Source organism: Streptomyces sp. SID5785 (genome assembly GCF_009870065.1).
Taxonomy (GTDB): Bacteria; Actinomycetota; Actinomycetes; order Streptomycetales; family Streptomycetaceae; genus Streptomyces.
The window spans coordinates 1-14,977 of record NZ_WWIA01000406.1 but is presented as its reverse complement, the minus strand read 5'-3'; the positions used below and the strand labels follow the sequence as shown (position 1 = coordinate 14,977).

Sequence of the window (14,977 nt, the reverse complement as noted above, 5' to 3'; positions counted from 1 at the left end):
CGCCCTGCTGGTTGTCACATCCGTGGGTCCGGCGGTGTCTTCATGCCGAACAAGCAGACGTCCAAGGAGGACACCATGGTGATACGCGTTCCGAAGGCGGAGCTCCCCACCGAACTCAGCGACAGCATGATCAAGCAGCTCGGTGCCGTGCCCGAGCCCGTCGAGGCGGTGTGGCACAGTCCCGAGGTCGCCACGTCCAACCTGGAGTTCTCGGCCAAGGTGGCCGAGTGGGATGCGGCCGACGCGAGCCTCAAGTCGTTCGCGCACATGGCCGTCGCGGCAAAGGTCGGCTGCAGTTGGTGCCTCGACATCGGCTACTTCCAGGCGCAGAACCAGAGCCTGGACCTGGCCAAGGCGAGCCAGGTGCCCCGCTGGCGGGAGTCGGAGGTGTTCACGCCGCTGGAGCGGGACGTGCTGGAGTACGCCGAGGCCATGACGAACACACCGCTGACCGTCACCGACGAGCTGTACGCGAGCCTGCTCGACCGGCTCGGCCCGGCGGCGATGGTCGAGCTCACCGCGTTCATCGCCTTCACCAACATGGCGACCAGGAACAACAAGGCGAACGGGATCGAGTCGCAGGGCTTCTCCGACGCCTGTGAGATTCCGTTGGCCGCGCGTCCCGAGTCCGGCGTAGCGTCGCCGGCATGACCGAGGACCCGTTCGTGGCCCATCGCAGCCTGCTGTTCACGGTCGCCTACGAGATGCTCGGGTCGGCAGCCGACGCGGAAGACGTGGTGCAGGAGTCCTGGCTGCGGTGGGCCGACGTCGACCACTCGCAGGTGCGTGACCCGCGGGCGTACCTGGTCCGGGTCGTCACACGGCAAGCGCTCAACCGCCTTCGATCGTTGTCGCGCAGCCGCGAGGAATACGTGGGCGAGTGGCTGCCGGAGCCGCTGCTGACCAGCCCTGATGTCGCCGACGACGTCGAACTCGCGGAGAGCGTCTCGATCGCGATGCTGACCGTACTGGAAACGCTCGGACCGACGGAGCGGGCGGTGTTCGTGCTCCGCGAGGTCTTCGAGATGCCGTACGGCGAGATCGCCGAAGCCGTCGGGAAGTCCGCGGCCACGGTGCGCCAGATCGCGCGGCGGGCACGCGACCATGTGGCGGCTCGGCGGCCGCGGGTGCGGGTGAGCCGGTCGGAGCAGCAGGCCGTGGTGGAGCGGTTCCTTCTCGCGTTGCGAACCGGGCAGTTGCAGGAACTGGTGGAGGTCATGGCGCCGGACGTGGTGCTGATCGCCGACGGTGGCGGGCTTGCGGCCGCCGCTCTGGCTCCGGTCCACGGGGTCGACCTGGTGGCGAAGGTGCTCGCGCGCACGGACCGGGCGGAAGTGGCCGCGCTCGAGGCGACGGCCGTGTGGCTCAACGGCGCGCCTGCGGGCCGGATCGAGATCGACGGCGAGCCGGCCACGGCGCTGAGCCTCGTGGTGGAGAACGGGCAGGTCACCCGGGTCTACCTGGTGAGAAACCCACGGAAGCTGACGCGGCTGGACGAACCGGCCGAACTCTCCAGGTGAGCCGACTGCTCCTCTGACGTCGTGGGTGTTCCGGGCGGTCAGAACGGAACCGCCCGGAACACCCACGACCGCACGCCGGACCAGAACCCGACCGCTTCCGCCCGCCCCCTTCGATCCACTCCACAGGCAAACTGGACAGGTAAACTGGACAGGAAGCCTGTTGAGTTCTACCGTGGCGGACATGAGCGAGCACCCCGGTCCCTCACCGTCGGCGGAACAGGCGTCACGCGCCGTCCGCGCGGTCGTCAGCCGACTGCGCCGCAGGCTGCTCAAGGCGTCGGCGGCACAGGACGTCACCCTCAGCCAGGCCGCCGTCCTCGCCCGGCTGTCGGGCGCCACCGGCGTCACGGCCAGCGAGCTCGCCGCCGCCGAGGGCGTACGGCACCAGTCGATGACGGCCACCGTCACCTCGCTCGCGGCCCGCGACCTGGTGCGGCGCACGCCCGACCCGCAGGACGGGCGGCGCCTGCTGCTCTCCCTCACCGCCGAGGGCGAGCGCCGGGTCGCCGAGGCACGCCAGGCACGCACCGAGTGGCTGGCCGTCCGGTTGCAGGACCGCTGCACCGAGGAGGAGCGGCAGACGGTGCTCGCCGCGATGTCCGTACTGGAGCGACTGACCCATGACTGAGACGGCCACGGCCCGCACGACGGGGACGGCGGGTCCCGGCTTCGACCGGCGTCTGCTGCCCCCGATGCTGCTGGGCTCGGTGCTCAACCCCATCAACTCGACGGTCATATCCGTCGCGCTCGTGCCCATCGGTGCGGCGCTCGGCGCACCCGCCTCACAGACCGCGTGGCTGGTGTCCGCCCTCTACCTGGCCACGTCGCTGGGGCAGCCGGTCGTCGGCCGGCTCATCGACCTGTTCGGCCCCCGGCGGCTGTTCCTGGTGAGCACCACGCTGGTCGGGGTCGCCGGCGTCGTCGGCACCCTCGCGCCGAACCTGGGCGTGCTGATCGCCGCCCGTGTGCTGCTCGGGTTCGGCACCTGCGCCGGGTACCCGTCGGCGATGGCGCTGGTGCGCAGCGAGGCCGAGCGCACCGGCCGCGACTCCCCCGGCGGTGTGCTCACCGCACTGGCCGTGGCCAACCAGACGATCGCCGTGGTCGGCCCGCTGCTCGGCGGGCTCCTGATCGCGCTCGGCGGCTGGCGCGCCACGTTCGCGCTCAACGTGCCGCTGGCGGTCGCCGCCGTCCTGCTCGGCCTGTGGCGCATGCCGAAGGCCGCCCCGGGATCGGTCCCGGCCGTCCGCCGCGGAGAGCTGGCGGCACGCATCGACCTGCCCGGCATGGCGCTCTTCGCGGCGACGCTCACGTCACTGCTGCTCTTCCTGATGAACCTGCACCTGCGCGACTGGTACCTGCTGGTGATCTTCGCGCTGGCCGGCGCCGGTTTCGTCACCCGGGAGCTCAGGGCGGAGACCCCGTTCATCGACCTGCGGGTCCTCGGCGGGAACCGGCCGCTGCTCGCCACGTACGGCCGCGCCCTCGTCGCGTACGTCGTCTCCTACGCGTTCCTCTACGGCTTCAGCCAGTGGACGGAGGAGGGGTACGGGCTGAGTCCCTTCCACGCCGGGCTCGTCCAGATCCCCATGTTCCTGCTGGCCATCGGCGTCTCGATCCTGTCCGGGCGGCGCCCCGGCGTGCGCGGGAAGCTGCTGACCGGGGCGGTCGGGCAGATCGTCGCCTGTGTCGTCATCCTCCTGCTCGGCGCGCAGAGCCCGCTGTGGATGCTGCTGCTCGTCGCGCTGATCTTCGGCGTGCCCCAGGGGCTGAACAACCTGGCCCTGCAGAACTCCGTGTACGTCCAGACGGATCCGGCGCGCACCGCGTCCTCCGCCGGTCTGCTGCGCACCTTCGCCTACATCGGCTCGATGATCGCGTCCTCCGCGACCGCCGCCTCCTTCGGCCGGCACGCCGACACCCCCGGGATCCACCACCTCGCCTGGGTCATGCTCGGCGCGGGGGTCCTCTATCTGCTGCTGACCGTGTTCGACCGCACGCTGGGCCGCCGGACCGACGCGTCCGACGCCGCCTGACCGCCCCTTCCGAAAGGCCCCCGCATGTCCCGCACCGCCCTTCTGCTCATGGACTTCCAGCAGGCCATCGTGGCCCGCGTCCCGGGCACCGTCGTCTCCCGCGCCGCGGACGCGCGCGCCGCCGCCCGCGAGGCCGGTGTGCCCGTCTTCCACATCGGGCTCCAGCTGCGACCCGGTCACGTCGACGTCCACCCGCGCAACAAGCTCTTCGGCTCGCTCCCCGCGGACGTCTACACCCCGGACGACCCGGGCACCGCGTTCGCCGCCGAACTGACGCCCGCCGACGGCGACACCGTCGTCCACAAGAACCGGGTCAGTGCCTTCGCGGGCAACGACCTGCGCCAGCTCCTCGCCGCCCGCGACATCACCCGGCTCGTCCTGGCCGGCATCGCGACCAGCGGGATCGTGCTGTCGACCGCGCTCCAGGCGGTCGACCTGGACTACGCGGTGACCGTGCTGTCCGACGCGTGCGCCGACGCGGACCCCGCTCTGCACACGACGCTGCTCGACTCGGTGCTGGCCCGCCGCGGCGAGGTCACGACGGTGGACGCCTGGCGCGCCGCTCTCGCCCGGACCGCGCACACCGGCTGACCGCACCGGCGGACCGGACCGGCCGCACCGGCCGCACCGACCGACCGCAGCGGCCGACGGCACCGGCCCGCCGCATCACCCGCCGGGCACATACAGTCGGCGGCATGATCATTCGTGTCGTCGACGCCTTCACCGACCGGCCGTTCGCTGGGAACCCCGCCGGAGTACTGCTGCTCGACGCGTTCCCCGAGGACGCCTGGATGCAGTCCGTGGCCCGGGAGGTCAACCACGCCGAGACCGCCTTCGCGCACCCGCTGCCCGAGGGCGGTCCGGCCGACTGGGCCCTGCGCTGGTTCACCCCCGCCACCGAGGTCGACCTGTGCGGGCACGCCACCCTGGCCACCGCGCACGTGCTGCACCGCACGGGCGCGCTGGACGGCTCCGTACGGTTCGCCACCCGCAGCGGGGTCCTGGTGGCCGAGCCGCAGGCGGACGGATCGCTCACGCTCGACTTCCCGACCGCACCGCTCACCGCGGAGCCGGTCCCCGACGCGGTCGTCGAGGCACTCGGGGTCCGGCCGCTGTCCGTGCACGACACCGGCGCCGCGGTCGGCGACCTCCTCGTCGAACTCGCGGACGAGCGGGCCGTGCGGGAGCTGGCCCCGGACCTGCCGGCGCTCTCCCGGGTGTCACGGCGCGGCGTGATCGCGACCGCGCGCGCCGCGGACCCGACAGCCGGGTACGACTTCGTCTCGCGCTGCTTCTTCCCGAACGTCGGCGTCGACGAGGACCCGGTGACCGGCAGCGCCCACACCGCACTCGCCCCGTTCTGGGCCGCCCGGCTCGGGCGCGACGAGCTGACGGGCCTTCAGGCCTCGGCCCGCACCGGACTCGTCCGGGTCGCGCTGCGCGGCGGGCGCACCCTGTTGACCGGCCACGCGGTGACGGTCGTCGAGGGCGAGCTGTACGCCTGACGCGTCAGGCGGTGGGGAGCCAGTCGACCCGGCCGGCGAGCAGTCCGTATCCGACGAACGCCCCGATGTCGAGCAGGGAGTGGGCCACGACGAGCGGCCCGACCCGCCCCCACCGCCGGTACAGGAACGCGAAGACGACCCCCATCGCGACGTTGCCGAGGAAGCCGCCGATGCCCTGGTACAGGTGGTAGGAGCCGCGCAGCACGGACGACGCGACCAGCGCCTGTCCTGGGGACCAGCCCAGCTGGCCGAGCCGGCGCAGCAGGTACCCGACGACGATGACCTCCTCCAGGACCGCGTTCTGCACCGCGGACAGGATGAGGACCGGGTACTTCCACCACACGTCGGGCAGCGCCTCGGGCACCACCGTCAGGTTGAAGCCGAGACCGCGCGCGGCGAGGTAGAACGCGATGCCGGTGCTGCCGATGACCGCGGCGACCCCGGCGCCGCGCGCGGTGTCGAACCACGGCCGGGTGCGGTCGAAGCCGATCGTCCGCAGGCCCGCCCCCTCCCGCAGCAGCAGGTGGGCGACGAGCGCGACGGGCACGAGCGCGCTCGCGATCCCGAACAGCTGCCAGGCCAGATCCAGCCAGGGGCGGCCCGGAGCGGCGGAGGCGTTGAGCGTCGCGGCCTGATCCTTCAGACCCCCCGGTTTGGTGACCGATCCGACAAAGCTGATCAGCGCGGACACGCCGCTCGCACCGAGCGAGAGGCCCAGGACGAGGAGCGTCTCGTTCCGCAGAATTCGTCGCGAAGAGCCCTCGACGGGAAAAGAATCGGCCACCTGCACTGCCTCCACCTGCACTCCTGACACCACTTCAGTAATCCCGCCTCATCCCTCACGCCGCACCGCTAGGGTCTCGAATGCAGGTACGAAGATCGCGCGCGACAGGCCGAGGGGGGCGGAGCGCCGCTGACCGGCGCACCCCTGCCCACCCTCGCATCACCGCTTATATCGCAACTGCCTTTTTGGCTCAGGGAGGGGCACCACCGCCATGGGACGTCACAGCAGCATGCCCGACGGGTACGGGTCGGCAGGCGCCGACCCCCGACCCCGGTCACGCGGCCGCACCGTGGCCATCGCGACGGCCCTCGTCCTCGTCGTGGCGGCAGGCACGGCGCTGGCCGTCCGCAGCGACCTGCTCGGCCTCGGTGACTCCTGCGGCGATTCGGTGAGCCTCGGCGTCATGGCCTCCCCCGACATCGCGCCCGCGCTGCGCGACGCCGCCGAGCGGGCGCACCGCCAGAAGGTCACGTCGGACGGCAACTGCCTGGACGTCACGGTCACGTCGAGCGATTCGTACAAGGTGGCCCAGTCCCTGCGGGACGGCGGCGGCAAGCCCGACTTCCAGGTGTGGGTGCCCGACTCCGGCCTCTGGCTCAAGCGTGTCGGGGCGAACTCCGGCGCCACCTCGGTGACGGCCGCGGGCAACATCGCCTCGTCCCCGGTCGGCGTCGGCATGGTGCCCACCGCGGCGAAGTCGTTCGGCTGGCCGGACAAGACGTACTCGTGGACGCAGCTGACCGGGGCCGCGATGAAGGGCGACGCCCTGCGTCTGGGCGCCGCCGACCCGGCCCGCAGCGCGACCGGTCTGCTGGCCCTGACCAAACTGGCCGCCGCCGCACAGAAGTCGGGCGACGGGGACGGCACCCAGGCCGCCGCCATGGCGAAGGTCCTCTCGCAGCGCACGTCCGACAGCGACGGGCAGCTCATGGACACGGTGGCCCGCGACTCCTCGGGCACCGAGGCGGGCAACCCGCGGCGCAACGAGGCGCTGATCCTGTCCGAACAGGCCGCCTACACGCACAACGCCGAGGCCGGCGACGAAGGCGCCCTCGACCTCTTCTACCCGAAGGACGGATCGCCCGCCCTCGACTACCCCTTCTCGCTGGTCGACGAGGGCGCGCTGACCACCGACCAGAGCCGCGCAGCGCTCCGCTTCATGACGCTGCTGTCCGCCCCGCAGGGCCGCACCCTCCTGGAGAAGCACGGCTTCCGCACCGAGGGCACCGGCTCCCCCGAGGCGGTCGCCGCCCAGGCCGGCGGCCGCTCCCCGCAGCCGTACGCGGAGCCCAGCTCCGAGCCCGCCACCGAGGAGCAGATCGAGCAGACGCTCGGCATGTGGACGATCACCGTGCAGAGCGCCCGCATCACCACGGTCGTCGACGCCTCGGGCTCCATGGCCAACCTGGTGCCGAATCGCGGCCAGTCCCGCATGGAGGTCACGAAGGCCTCGATGCTGCGCGCCCTGGCGACGTTCACGCCGGAGGACGAGATCGGACTGTGGGAGTTCTCGACGCTCCTGGACGGCAACCGGGACTACAAGCAGCTGGTGCCGACCGAGCGACTCGGCGACGCCAAGGGCACGGGCACCCAGCGCGATCGCCTCTCGGCCGCGTTCACGGGACTGCAGCCGGTGCCGGACGGCGCCACGGGTCTGTACGACACGACGCTCGCCGCCTACAAGGCGGCCACCTCCTCGTACAAGGACGGCAAGTTCAACGCCCTGGTCGTCGTCACCGACGGGGTGAACGAGGACGCGGGTTCGATCTCGCGCAGCGGCCTGATCAGCCGCCTGGAGGAGCTGTCCGACCCCGAGCGCCCGGTGCCGCTCATCGCGATCGCCGTCGGCCCGGACACCGACAAGCAGGAGATCGAGCAGATCGCGGCGGCCACCGGCGGCTCCGGTCACCAGGTCAGCGACCCGGCGGACATCCAGCAGGTGATCCTGAACGCCATCATCAAGGCCGGGGCCAAGAGCAACTGACGCGCGCCGGGCGGCCGTCAGCCGAGCGGCACGGCCGGCTGCGGCGGTCCGACGGGCCAGGTGTGCACCGGCTCACCGCCGTGCATCAGCTCGCAGTAGCGGCGCGTCGTCGCGGCGAGCGCCTCCTCCCGGCCGAGTCCGCTCCCGCGCGCCTCGTGGTAGGTGGCGGCCTGCCACTCGGCGCCGTTCGTGCGCCGCACGCAGCGCTCCTCGATGACACCGAGATAGCGGTCCCGGTCCGCGGGCTCGACACCCCACGCGTCGAGCCCGGCGGCCGCGAGCGGCAGCAGCTCGTCCCGGACGAGCGTCACGGCGGGGATCCGCTCGGTGCCGCCGAACCGGCCGCGGCGCGGCCACTCCAGGCGCGCCTCGATCCCGTACCGGCAGGCCGCGTCGAAATTGCGGGCCGCCGCGTCGAAGGAGAGCCGGGACCAGACGGGCCGCGCGTCCTCGGCGAGCGCGCGGACGATGCCGTAGTAGAAGGCGACGTTGGCGATGACGTCCGTGACGGTGGGGCCGGCCGGCAGCACCCGGTTCTCCACGCGCAGGTGCGGGACGCCGTCGACGACGCCGTACACGGGCCGGTTCCAGCGGTACACGGTGCCGTTGTGCAGGACCAGTTCCGCCAGGGACGGCACGCCGCCGCGGTCGAGGACCTCCAGCGGCTGCTCGTCGTCGAGGATCGGCAGCAGCGGCGGGAAGTAGCGCAGGTTCTCCTCGAAGAGGTCCTGGACCGAGTCGATCCAGCGCTCGCCGAACCAGGTCCGGGGCCGCACGCCCTGCGCCTTCAGCTCGGGCGGCCGGGTGTCGGTCGACTGCTGGAACAGCGGAGGCCGCGACTCGCGCCACAGCTCGCGCCCGAACAGGAAGGGGGCGTTGGCGCCGAGGGCGATCTGCACGGCGGCGACGGCCTGCGCCGCGTTCCACACGGCGGCGAACCGGCCGGGTGTCACCTGGAGGTGCAGCTGTACGGACGTGCAGGCGGCCTCCGGGGCGATCGACGACGAGGTGCAGGTCAGCCGCTCGACCCCCTCGATATCGAGCGTGAAGTCCTCGCCGCGCGCGGCGAGGATCTGGTCGTTGAGCAGGGTGTAGCGGTCGACGTCGGAGAGGTTCGCGGAGACCAGATGACCGGCGCCGAGCGTCGGCAGAATGCCGATCATCACGATGCCCGCGTCGACCTCCGCGGCCTTGCGGTGCGCATAACCGAGACCGGTGCGCAGCTCCTCGGCAAGCCGGTCGAGAACACGGCCGCCCAACGGGTGCGGGGCGATGTTCACTTCCAGGTTGAACATCGCGAGTTCGGTCTGGAAATCACGGCTCGCGATCCGTTCGAGAACTTCCGCATTCATCATGCGCGGAGATCCGTCGGGACCCGCGAGATTCAGCTCGATCTCCAGTCCCATGAGATTCCTGGGACGGTCGAACCGCTTCTCGTCCAGGAGTCGCCCGAGCCCCGTGAGACACTCCCGCACCTTCTCCCGGTACCGCAGCCGGTCGGCCAGGTCGATCGCGCCCGCAACGACCTTCTCCCCCATGGAACGTCCCTTCTCACGTGGACAGCCTGACGTTCCGGCCGCATGTCACGGTGGATGATGCCCAGGCGATGTGATCGATAACGCCCCGCGGGGACCGCCGGAACAGTACGCTCTTGAACGACTGCTCCCCGGCACATTCCGCAGGCATGCGGCCGTCCGGAGTTTTATTCACCGGCACTCCGGTGATAAACGCCGACGGAAATCAGCCGACCGCTCGCCCGGAGTATGACGAGGTCACGCGGATACGGCCCGCGGAGAACCGGGAGAAAATCCGCAGAACGCCCCGCGCAGGACGACCGATACGCATCTTGCGGTAACAGGACGGCGTGCTAGCGGAAACATCGCCCGAACACCCGTCGTATAAACTCCGCGGACGAGACAGAGACGTGCGCCCGCGCCGAAGGCCCCCGCCCGCTCTGCCCCGTGCATCCCTCGTGCACCGCGCAGCTGACAGCGCCGTCCGCTCCCGCACCGCCCTCGTAGCACGTGCCTGTCGAATGAGAGGCGACCCATCATGCCCCTGCACGTCCCCCCGGCTCCCGCGCCCGCCCTGCGCAGCGTCCTCGCGGCCCTCGGGTCCCCCACCGCCGTCCGTGAGGCGCGCACGCCCTCGCTGCGTGCCGCCCAAGGACCCGTCGGTCCCGAACTGCCGCTTCCCGTCCACGTCCTGGACCGCATCACCGAGTCCACCGGGCCCTCGCGCGCCCGGCTGACCGGCTGGCGCTTCCTCATCCGGTCCGGGGACCACGCGGTGGCGGCCGCCGACACCCGGCTCACCCCGGACGGCTGGGCGTTCTCCCACTTCTTCGAGGGCCCCTACGTCACGGCCACCGAGCGGGCGCTGCGCCAGGCAGACGCCCTCGGCGGGCACTGGCAGCCGCGGCTGCTCTCGGTGCCGGAGCTGTACATGCTCACCCTGTGGCTGCACGGCGACCCGGCCGCCGACGGGGCGACCGGGCACCCGGCGGGGGACGACATCCTGGTGCCGCTGGCTCCGGCGCCGCCGGGCATCGCGGCCCACCGGCCGCACCGCGTCGCGGAGTTGCTGCCCGTGCTCACCCTCCGGCTGACGCCGGCCAGGGCCACGCTGCCGGCCTGACGGTGACCTGACCGGGCTAGTCCGGTCAGGTCACCCCGAACCATCCGAAGTGACAGTGCAGTTGGGCTGAACCGTCCGCACGGGTGACGCGTCTGAATCCAGTGAGGACCGCTGCAACGAAATCCCTGCGGATCGACGCCCGCAGGGCAACACTGGGTTCCGACCGACTGAAAACGGGGGGCGGCCATGAACACGCCATCGAGCCGCAGCACAGCCAGCACGGACAGCACCACCGTCATCGAGATCACTTCGCAGCGAAAGATCCCCTCCATGTGCCAGCACCAGCCATCGTGCCCGACAGCAGACTCCGCGGACAGGGAGGCCGCTCTCCCCGTGGCACACCACCCGGAGCAGGGCTGGAGCCTCCTCTGCAACGGCGTACTGCTCTTCGAGGACACCGGGGAGCTGCTGCCCAACGGCACGATCATCGCCCCGCACCGCCCGGTCAGCCCGGTGGTGAAGGCGGCCTGACGCCGCAGGGGCGTGGCCGGCCGGCCACGCCCCTCGCCGCTCACGCCTCGTAGGCGTCCAGGGGCGGGCAGGAGCACACCAGGTTCCGGTCGCCGAAGGCCTGGTCGATCCGGCGCACCGGCGGCCAGTACTTGTCGGAGGCCACCACACCGGCCGGGAAGACACCCTCTTCCCGGCTGTACGCGTGCTCCCAGTCCCCGCCGAGCATCCCGGCCGTGTGCGGAGCGTTCCGCAGAGGGTTGTCGTCGGCCGGCCAGACGCCCGACGCGACCTTCTCGATCTCGCCGCGGATGGCGATCATCGCCTCGCAGAAGCGGTCCAGCTCGCCGATGTCCTCGCTCTCGGTCGGCTCGATCATGAGCGTGCCCGCGACCGGGAACGACATGGTCGGCGCGTGGAACCCGTAGTCGATGAGCCGCTTGGCGATGTCGTCGACGCTCACGCCCGTCGCCTTGCTCAACGGCCGCAGGTCGATGATGCACTCGTGCGCGACGAGGCCGCCGGGGCCGGTGTACAGCACCGGGAAGTGCGGCTCCAGCCGCTTGGCGATGTAGTTGGCGGAGAGCACCGCGACCTGCGTCGCCCGCTTGAGGCCCTCGCCGCCCATGAGACGCACGTACGCCCACGAGATCGGCAGGATGCCGGCCGAGCCCCACGGGGCGGCCGAGATCGGGCCGACGCCCGTCTCCGGACCGGCGCTCGGCTGGAGCGGGTGGTTGGGCAGGTACGGCGCGAGGTGCGCGCGGACGCCGACCGGGCCGACGCCCGGGCCGCCGCCGCCGTGCGGGATGCAGAAGGTCTTGTGCAGGTTCAGGTGCGAGACGTCGCCGCCGAATCGGCCCGGCTTGGCGAGGCCCACCAGCGCGTTCAGGTTCGCGCCGTCGACGTAGACCTGGCCGCCGGCGTCGTGCACGGCCGCGCAGATGTCGGCGACGTGCTCCTCGAACACCCCGTGCGTCGACGGGTACGTGATCATGAGGACGGCCAGCTGGTCGGCGTACTGCTCGATCTTGGCGCGCAGGTCCGCGATGTCGACCTCGCCGTCGTCGGAGGTCTTCACGACGACGACCTTCATCCCGGCCATGACCGCACTCGCCGCGTTGGTGCCGTGCGCCGAGGACGGGATGAGGCAGACGGTGCGCTGCTCGTCGCCGTTGGCCCGGTGGTAGCCGCGGACCGCGAGCAGACCGGCGAGCTCGCCCTGGGAGCCGGCGTTCGGCTGGAGCGAGACCTTGTCGTAGCCCGTGACCTCGGCGAGCCGGTCCTCCAGCTCCTGGATGAGCGTGAGGTAGCCCTGCGCCTGCTCGACCGGCGCGAAGGGGTGCAGCTGACCGAACTCGGGCCAGGTGACCGGCTCCATCTCCGTCGTCGCGTTGAGCTTCATCGTGCAGGAGCCCAGCGGGATCATGCCGCGGTCGAGCGCGTAGTCCCGGTCGGCGAGCTTGCGCAGGTAGCGCAGCATCGCGGTCTCGGAGCGGTACTGGTGGAAGACCGGGTGGCTCAGGTAGGCGTCGGTGCGCAGCAGGGCGGCGGGCAGTGCCTCGGGCGTGCCGGCGTCCAGCGCTTCGATGTCGGCGTCGACGCCGAACGCGGCCCACACGACACCCAGCCGGCCCCGCGTCGTCGTCTCGTCGCAGGCCACGGAGACGTGGTCGGCGTCGACGAGCCGCAGGTTGACCCCGGCCTCGCGGGCGGCGGCCACGACGGACTCGGCGCGGCCCGGGACGCGCGCGGTCAGGGTGTCGAAGTACGCGCCGTGCACGACCTCGACGCCACCCGCGGTGAGCCCGGCGGCGAGCAGCGTCGCGTACCGGTGGGTGCGGCGGGCGATCGCCTTCAGGCCCTCGGGGCCGTGGTAGACGGCGTACATGCCCGCCATGACGGCCAGGAGCACCTGGGCGGTGCAGATGTTGCTGGTGGCCTTCTCGCGGCGGATGTGCTGCTCGCGGGTCTGGAGGGCCAGGCGGTACGCCTTGTTGCCGTCGGCGTCCACCGAGACGCCGACGAGGCGGCCCGGGAGCGAGCGGGCGAACTTCTCGCGGACGGCCATGTAACCGGCGTGCGGTCCGCCGAAGCCCATCGGGACACCGAAGCGCTGGGTGGTGCCGACGGCGATGTCGGCGCCGAGCTCACCGGGCGAGGTGAGCAGCGTCAGGGCGAGCAGGTCGGCGGCGACCGTGACGACGGCGCCCAGCTCGTGCGCCTGGTCGACGACCGGCTTGATGTCGCGGACGGCACCGGAGGCGCCCGGGTACTGGAGCAGCACGCCGACGACACCGCGCTCGGCGATCTCGGCGGGGATGCCGTCGCTGAGGTCGGCGACGACGATCTCGACGCCGGTCGGCTCGGCGCGGGTCTCGATCACGGCGACGGTCTGCGGCAGGGCGTCGGCGTCGATCAGGTACACGCCGTCCTTGACCTTGCCGATGCGCCGGGACAGCGCCATGGCCTCGGCAGCGGCGGTGCCCTCGTCGAGCAGGGAGGCGCCGGAGGTGGGCAGCCCGGTCAGCTCGGCGACCATCGTCTGGAAGTTGAGCAGCGCCTCGAGGCGGCCCTGTGAGATCTCCGGCTGGTAGGGCGTGTAGGCCGTGTACCAGGACGGGTTCTCCATCACGTTCCGCAGGATGACCGGCGGGGTGAACGTGCCGTAGTAGCCGAGGCCGATCATCGACCCCAGGACCTGGTTGCGGTCCGCGAGGGAGCGGAGCTCGTCGAGCACCTCGGCCTCGGTGCGGGCACCCGGCAGGTCCAGCGCCCCGGCGCTCTTGATGACGTCCGGCACGGCGGCCGCCGTCAGCTCGTCGAGCGAGCCGTAGCCGACCTGCGCCAGCATCTTGGCCTGCGCGGCGTCGTCCGGGCCGATGTGGCGCTGCTCGAAGGGGATCCCCTGCTCCAGCCGGGAGAGCGGAGTACGGTTGACGGTCATGGCGGAGGCCTCCTGGTCAGTACGACCTGCGAGGGGCACCACGGCGCGGGTGCCCGGACGGCCTCCCCCTCTGTCATCTCGACCTGAGAGCTTCACCGGCCGCCCGCCCGATCTCGCGATCACGGAACTGCCGGTTTTCACCGTCGGTGAGAGCGGACACCGTGCACCCCGCCCTGCTTTCCAGAGTGACCTCGTCCGTGCGGTACGTGAGCCTGAGAGATTCCGGGGAGGATTTGCTCCTTCGGCGCCTCCGACGGTGTCGGAGGACTCTCCCGCACGGGGTCAGCAGCCGTTTGCCAGCCTACCAGCGCAGACCTGGCGGGTTCCCTCGAGTGGCCGTCATCACCAATGTGCTCTTTCGTAGGGGGTATCAACGAGTTGCGACCAGCTGGAGGGACAGTGCAGACCGATGTCGATCCGCGCAACCTGATCGGCCGCAAGGCGTTCGACCGCCACGGAACCAAGATCGGAACCATCGACGAGATCTACCTCGACGACGCGACCGGGGTACCCGAGTGGGCGGCGATACGGACGGGCCTCTTCAGCCGCGACGCCTTCGTCCCGCTGGAGCCGAGTGAGCTGGTGGAGGGCACTTTGCGCATCCCCTTCGAACGCTCCCTGATCAAGGACGCCCCCGACTTCGGGGTGGGCCGTCACCTCTCGCCCGAGCAGGAGCTGCAGCTCTACCACCACTACGGTCTGGACATCACCGCGCCGGACGCCGCGGGGGACGTCTCGTTCGGCAGGATCGCCGGTTCCGAGGACGAACCCAGGCCCTGAGGCACCGCCCGCTCCACCACGGCCCGACGCGGGTTCCACCGCGGCCGCGCGCCGCACGCGTCCCGCGCTCCGGCCGCCGTCCCTCCGCCCCTCCCGCTGCTCTCCGCCCGTGCTCAGTCCGTACTCCGCTCCCGCTCGATCAGCGGCAGCGGATCGGCCGCGGACAGCTCCGGATCATCGACCCGGAAGGTCCGCACGCGGCCCGGCTCGCGCGCGTACGGCGTCTCGAACCGCACCGTGACCCGCCCCAGCCCGCTGCCCTGCACCCAGCCGGGTCCGAACTCCGTGTGCCGGACGTCGTGCCCGGGCAGCCAGCGTCGCGGCTCGGGCCCGG

The 14,977-nt window shown here is 71.8% G+C and carries 13 protein-coding genes, 1 pseudogene and 1 riboswitch; of the genes and pseudogenes, 10 read left to right on the top strand and 4 right to left on the bottom strand.

The window, feature by feature from the left end:
* The first annotated feature begins 75 nt into the window (after nt 1-75).
* The 6 genes from GTW43_RS13530 (at nt 76) to GTW43_RS13505 (ending at nt 5,061) form a co-directional block, all read left to right on the top strand.
* Nucleotides 76-651 (top strand): carboxymuconolactone decarboxylase family protein, encoded by a 576-nt coding sequence (locus GTW43_RS13530; RefSeq protein WP_161301914.1) that lies wholly within the window; start codon nt 76-78, stop codon nt 649-651.
* Nucleotides 648-1,520: an RNA polymerase sigma-70 factor gene (locus GTW43_RS13525; protein ID WP_161301913.1), complete on the top strand. Its 873-nt coding sequence runs from the start codon at nt 648-650 to the stop codon at nt 1,518-1,520. The genes GTW43_RS13530 and GTW43_RS13525 overlap by 4 nt, the downstream gene beginning before the upstream one ends.
* Before the next feature lie 181 nt (nt 1,521-1,701).
* The gene (locus tag GTW43_RS13520; protein ID WP_161301912.1) at nt 1,702-2,148 is read left to right on the top strand and encodes a MarR family transcriptional regulator; all 447 of its coding nucleotides are present in this window, start codon (nt 1,702-1,704) and stop codon (nt 2,146-2,148) included.
* Nucleotides 2,141-3,556 (top strand): MFS transporter, encoded by a 1,416-nt coding sequence (locus GTW43_RS13515; protein WP_237536577.1) that lies wholly within the window; start codon nt 2,141-2,143, stop codon nt 3,554-3,556. The genes GTW43_RS13520 and GTW43_RS13515 overlap by 8 nt, the downstream gene beginning before the upstream one ends.
* Before the next feature lie 24 nt (nt 3,557-3,580).
* Entirely contained in the window at nt 3,581-4,147 is a 567-nt protein-coding gene (locus GTW43_RS13510; protein ID WP_161301911.1) for a cysteine hydrolase, read from the top strand.
* Nucleotides 4,148-4,251: 104 nt separating this feature from the next.
* Nucleotides 4,252-5,061 (top strand): PhzF family phenazine biosynthesis protein, encoded by an 810-nt coding sequence (locus GTW43_RS13505; protein ID WP_161301910.1) that lies wholly within the window; start codon nt 4,252-4,254, stop codon nt 5,059-5,061.
* 4 nt (nt 5,062-5,065) lie between these two features.
* Here the strand turns inward: GTW43_RS13505 and GTW43_RS13500 are convergent, their stop codons facing one another.
* Entirely contained in the window at nt 5,066-5,866 is an 801-nt protein-coding gene (locus GTW43_RS13500; RefSeq protein ID WP_161301909.1) for a type II CAAX endopeptidase family protein, read from the bottom strand.
* Nucleotides 5,867-6,056: 190 nt separating this feature from the next.
* On the opposite strand from GTW43_RS13500, the gene GTW43_RS13495 reads away from it, so the two are divergent.
* Nucleotides 6,057-7,829 (top strand): substrate-binding and VWA domain-containing protein, encoded by a 1,773-nt coding sequence (locus GTW43_RS13495; protein WP_161301908.1) that lies wholly within the window; start codon nt 6,057-6,059, stop codon nt 7,827-7,829.
* Between the two features lie 17 nt (nt 7,830-7,846).
* On the opposite strand, the gene GTW43_RS13490 is transcribed toward GTW43_RS13495, so the two are convergent.
* Nucleotides 7,847-9,367 (bottom strand): glutamate-cysteine ligase family protein, encoded by a 1,521-nt coding sequence (locus tag GTW43_RS13490; RefSeq protein ID WP_161301907.1) that lies wholly within the window; start codon nt 9,365-9,367, stop codon nt 7,847-7,849.
* 514 nt (nt 9,368-9,881) lie between these two features.
* On the opposite strand from GTW43_RS13490, the gene GTW43_RS13485 reads away from it, so the two are divergent.
* Nucleotides 9,882-10,466, top strand: a complete 585-nt coding sequence (locus GTW43_RS13485) for a hypothetical protein (protein WP_161301906.1) — start codon at nt 9,882-9,884, stop codon at nt 10,464-10,466.
* A 270-nt stretch (nt 10,467-10,736) separates the two neighbouring features.
* On the top strand, nt 10,737-10,937 hold the full coding sequence (locus tag GTW43_RS13480) for a DUF5999 family protein (protein WP_161301915.1): 201 nt from the start codon (nt 10,737-10,739) through the stop codon (nt 10,935-10,937).
* Nucleotides 10,938-10,977: 40 nt separating this feature from the next.
* On the opposite strand, the gene gcvP is transcribed toward GTW43_RS13480, so the two are convergent.
* The gene (gcvP, locus tag GTW43_RS13475; protein WP_161301905.1) at nt 10,978-13,863 is read right to left on the bottom strand and encodes an aminomethyl-transferring glycine dehydrogenase; all 2,886 of its coding nucleotides are present in this window, start codon (nt 13,861-13,863) and stop codon (nt 10,978-10,980) included.
* A 190-nt stretch (nt 13,864-14,053) separates the two neighbouring features.
* A riboswitch (glycine riboswitch) is annotated at nt 14,054-14,148 on the bottom strand.
* Nucleotides 14,149-14,262: 114 nt separating this feature from the next.
* Between gcvP and GTW43_RS13470 the strand changes: the two genes are divergently transcribed.
* Entirely contained in the window at nt 14,263-14,643 is a 381-nt protein-coding gene (locus GTW43_RS13470; protein WP_343245995.1) for a PRC-barrel domain-containing protein, read from the top strand.
* Nucleotides 14,644-14,756: 113 nt separating this feature from the next.
* Here GTW43_RS13470 and GTW43_RS13465 read toward each other — a convergent pair.
* Nucleotides 14,757-14,977, bottom strand: a pseudogene (locus GTW43_RS13465) (DNA polymerase IV); the annotation flags it as partial.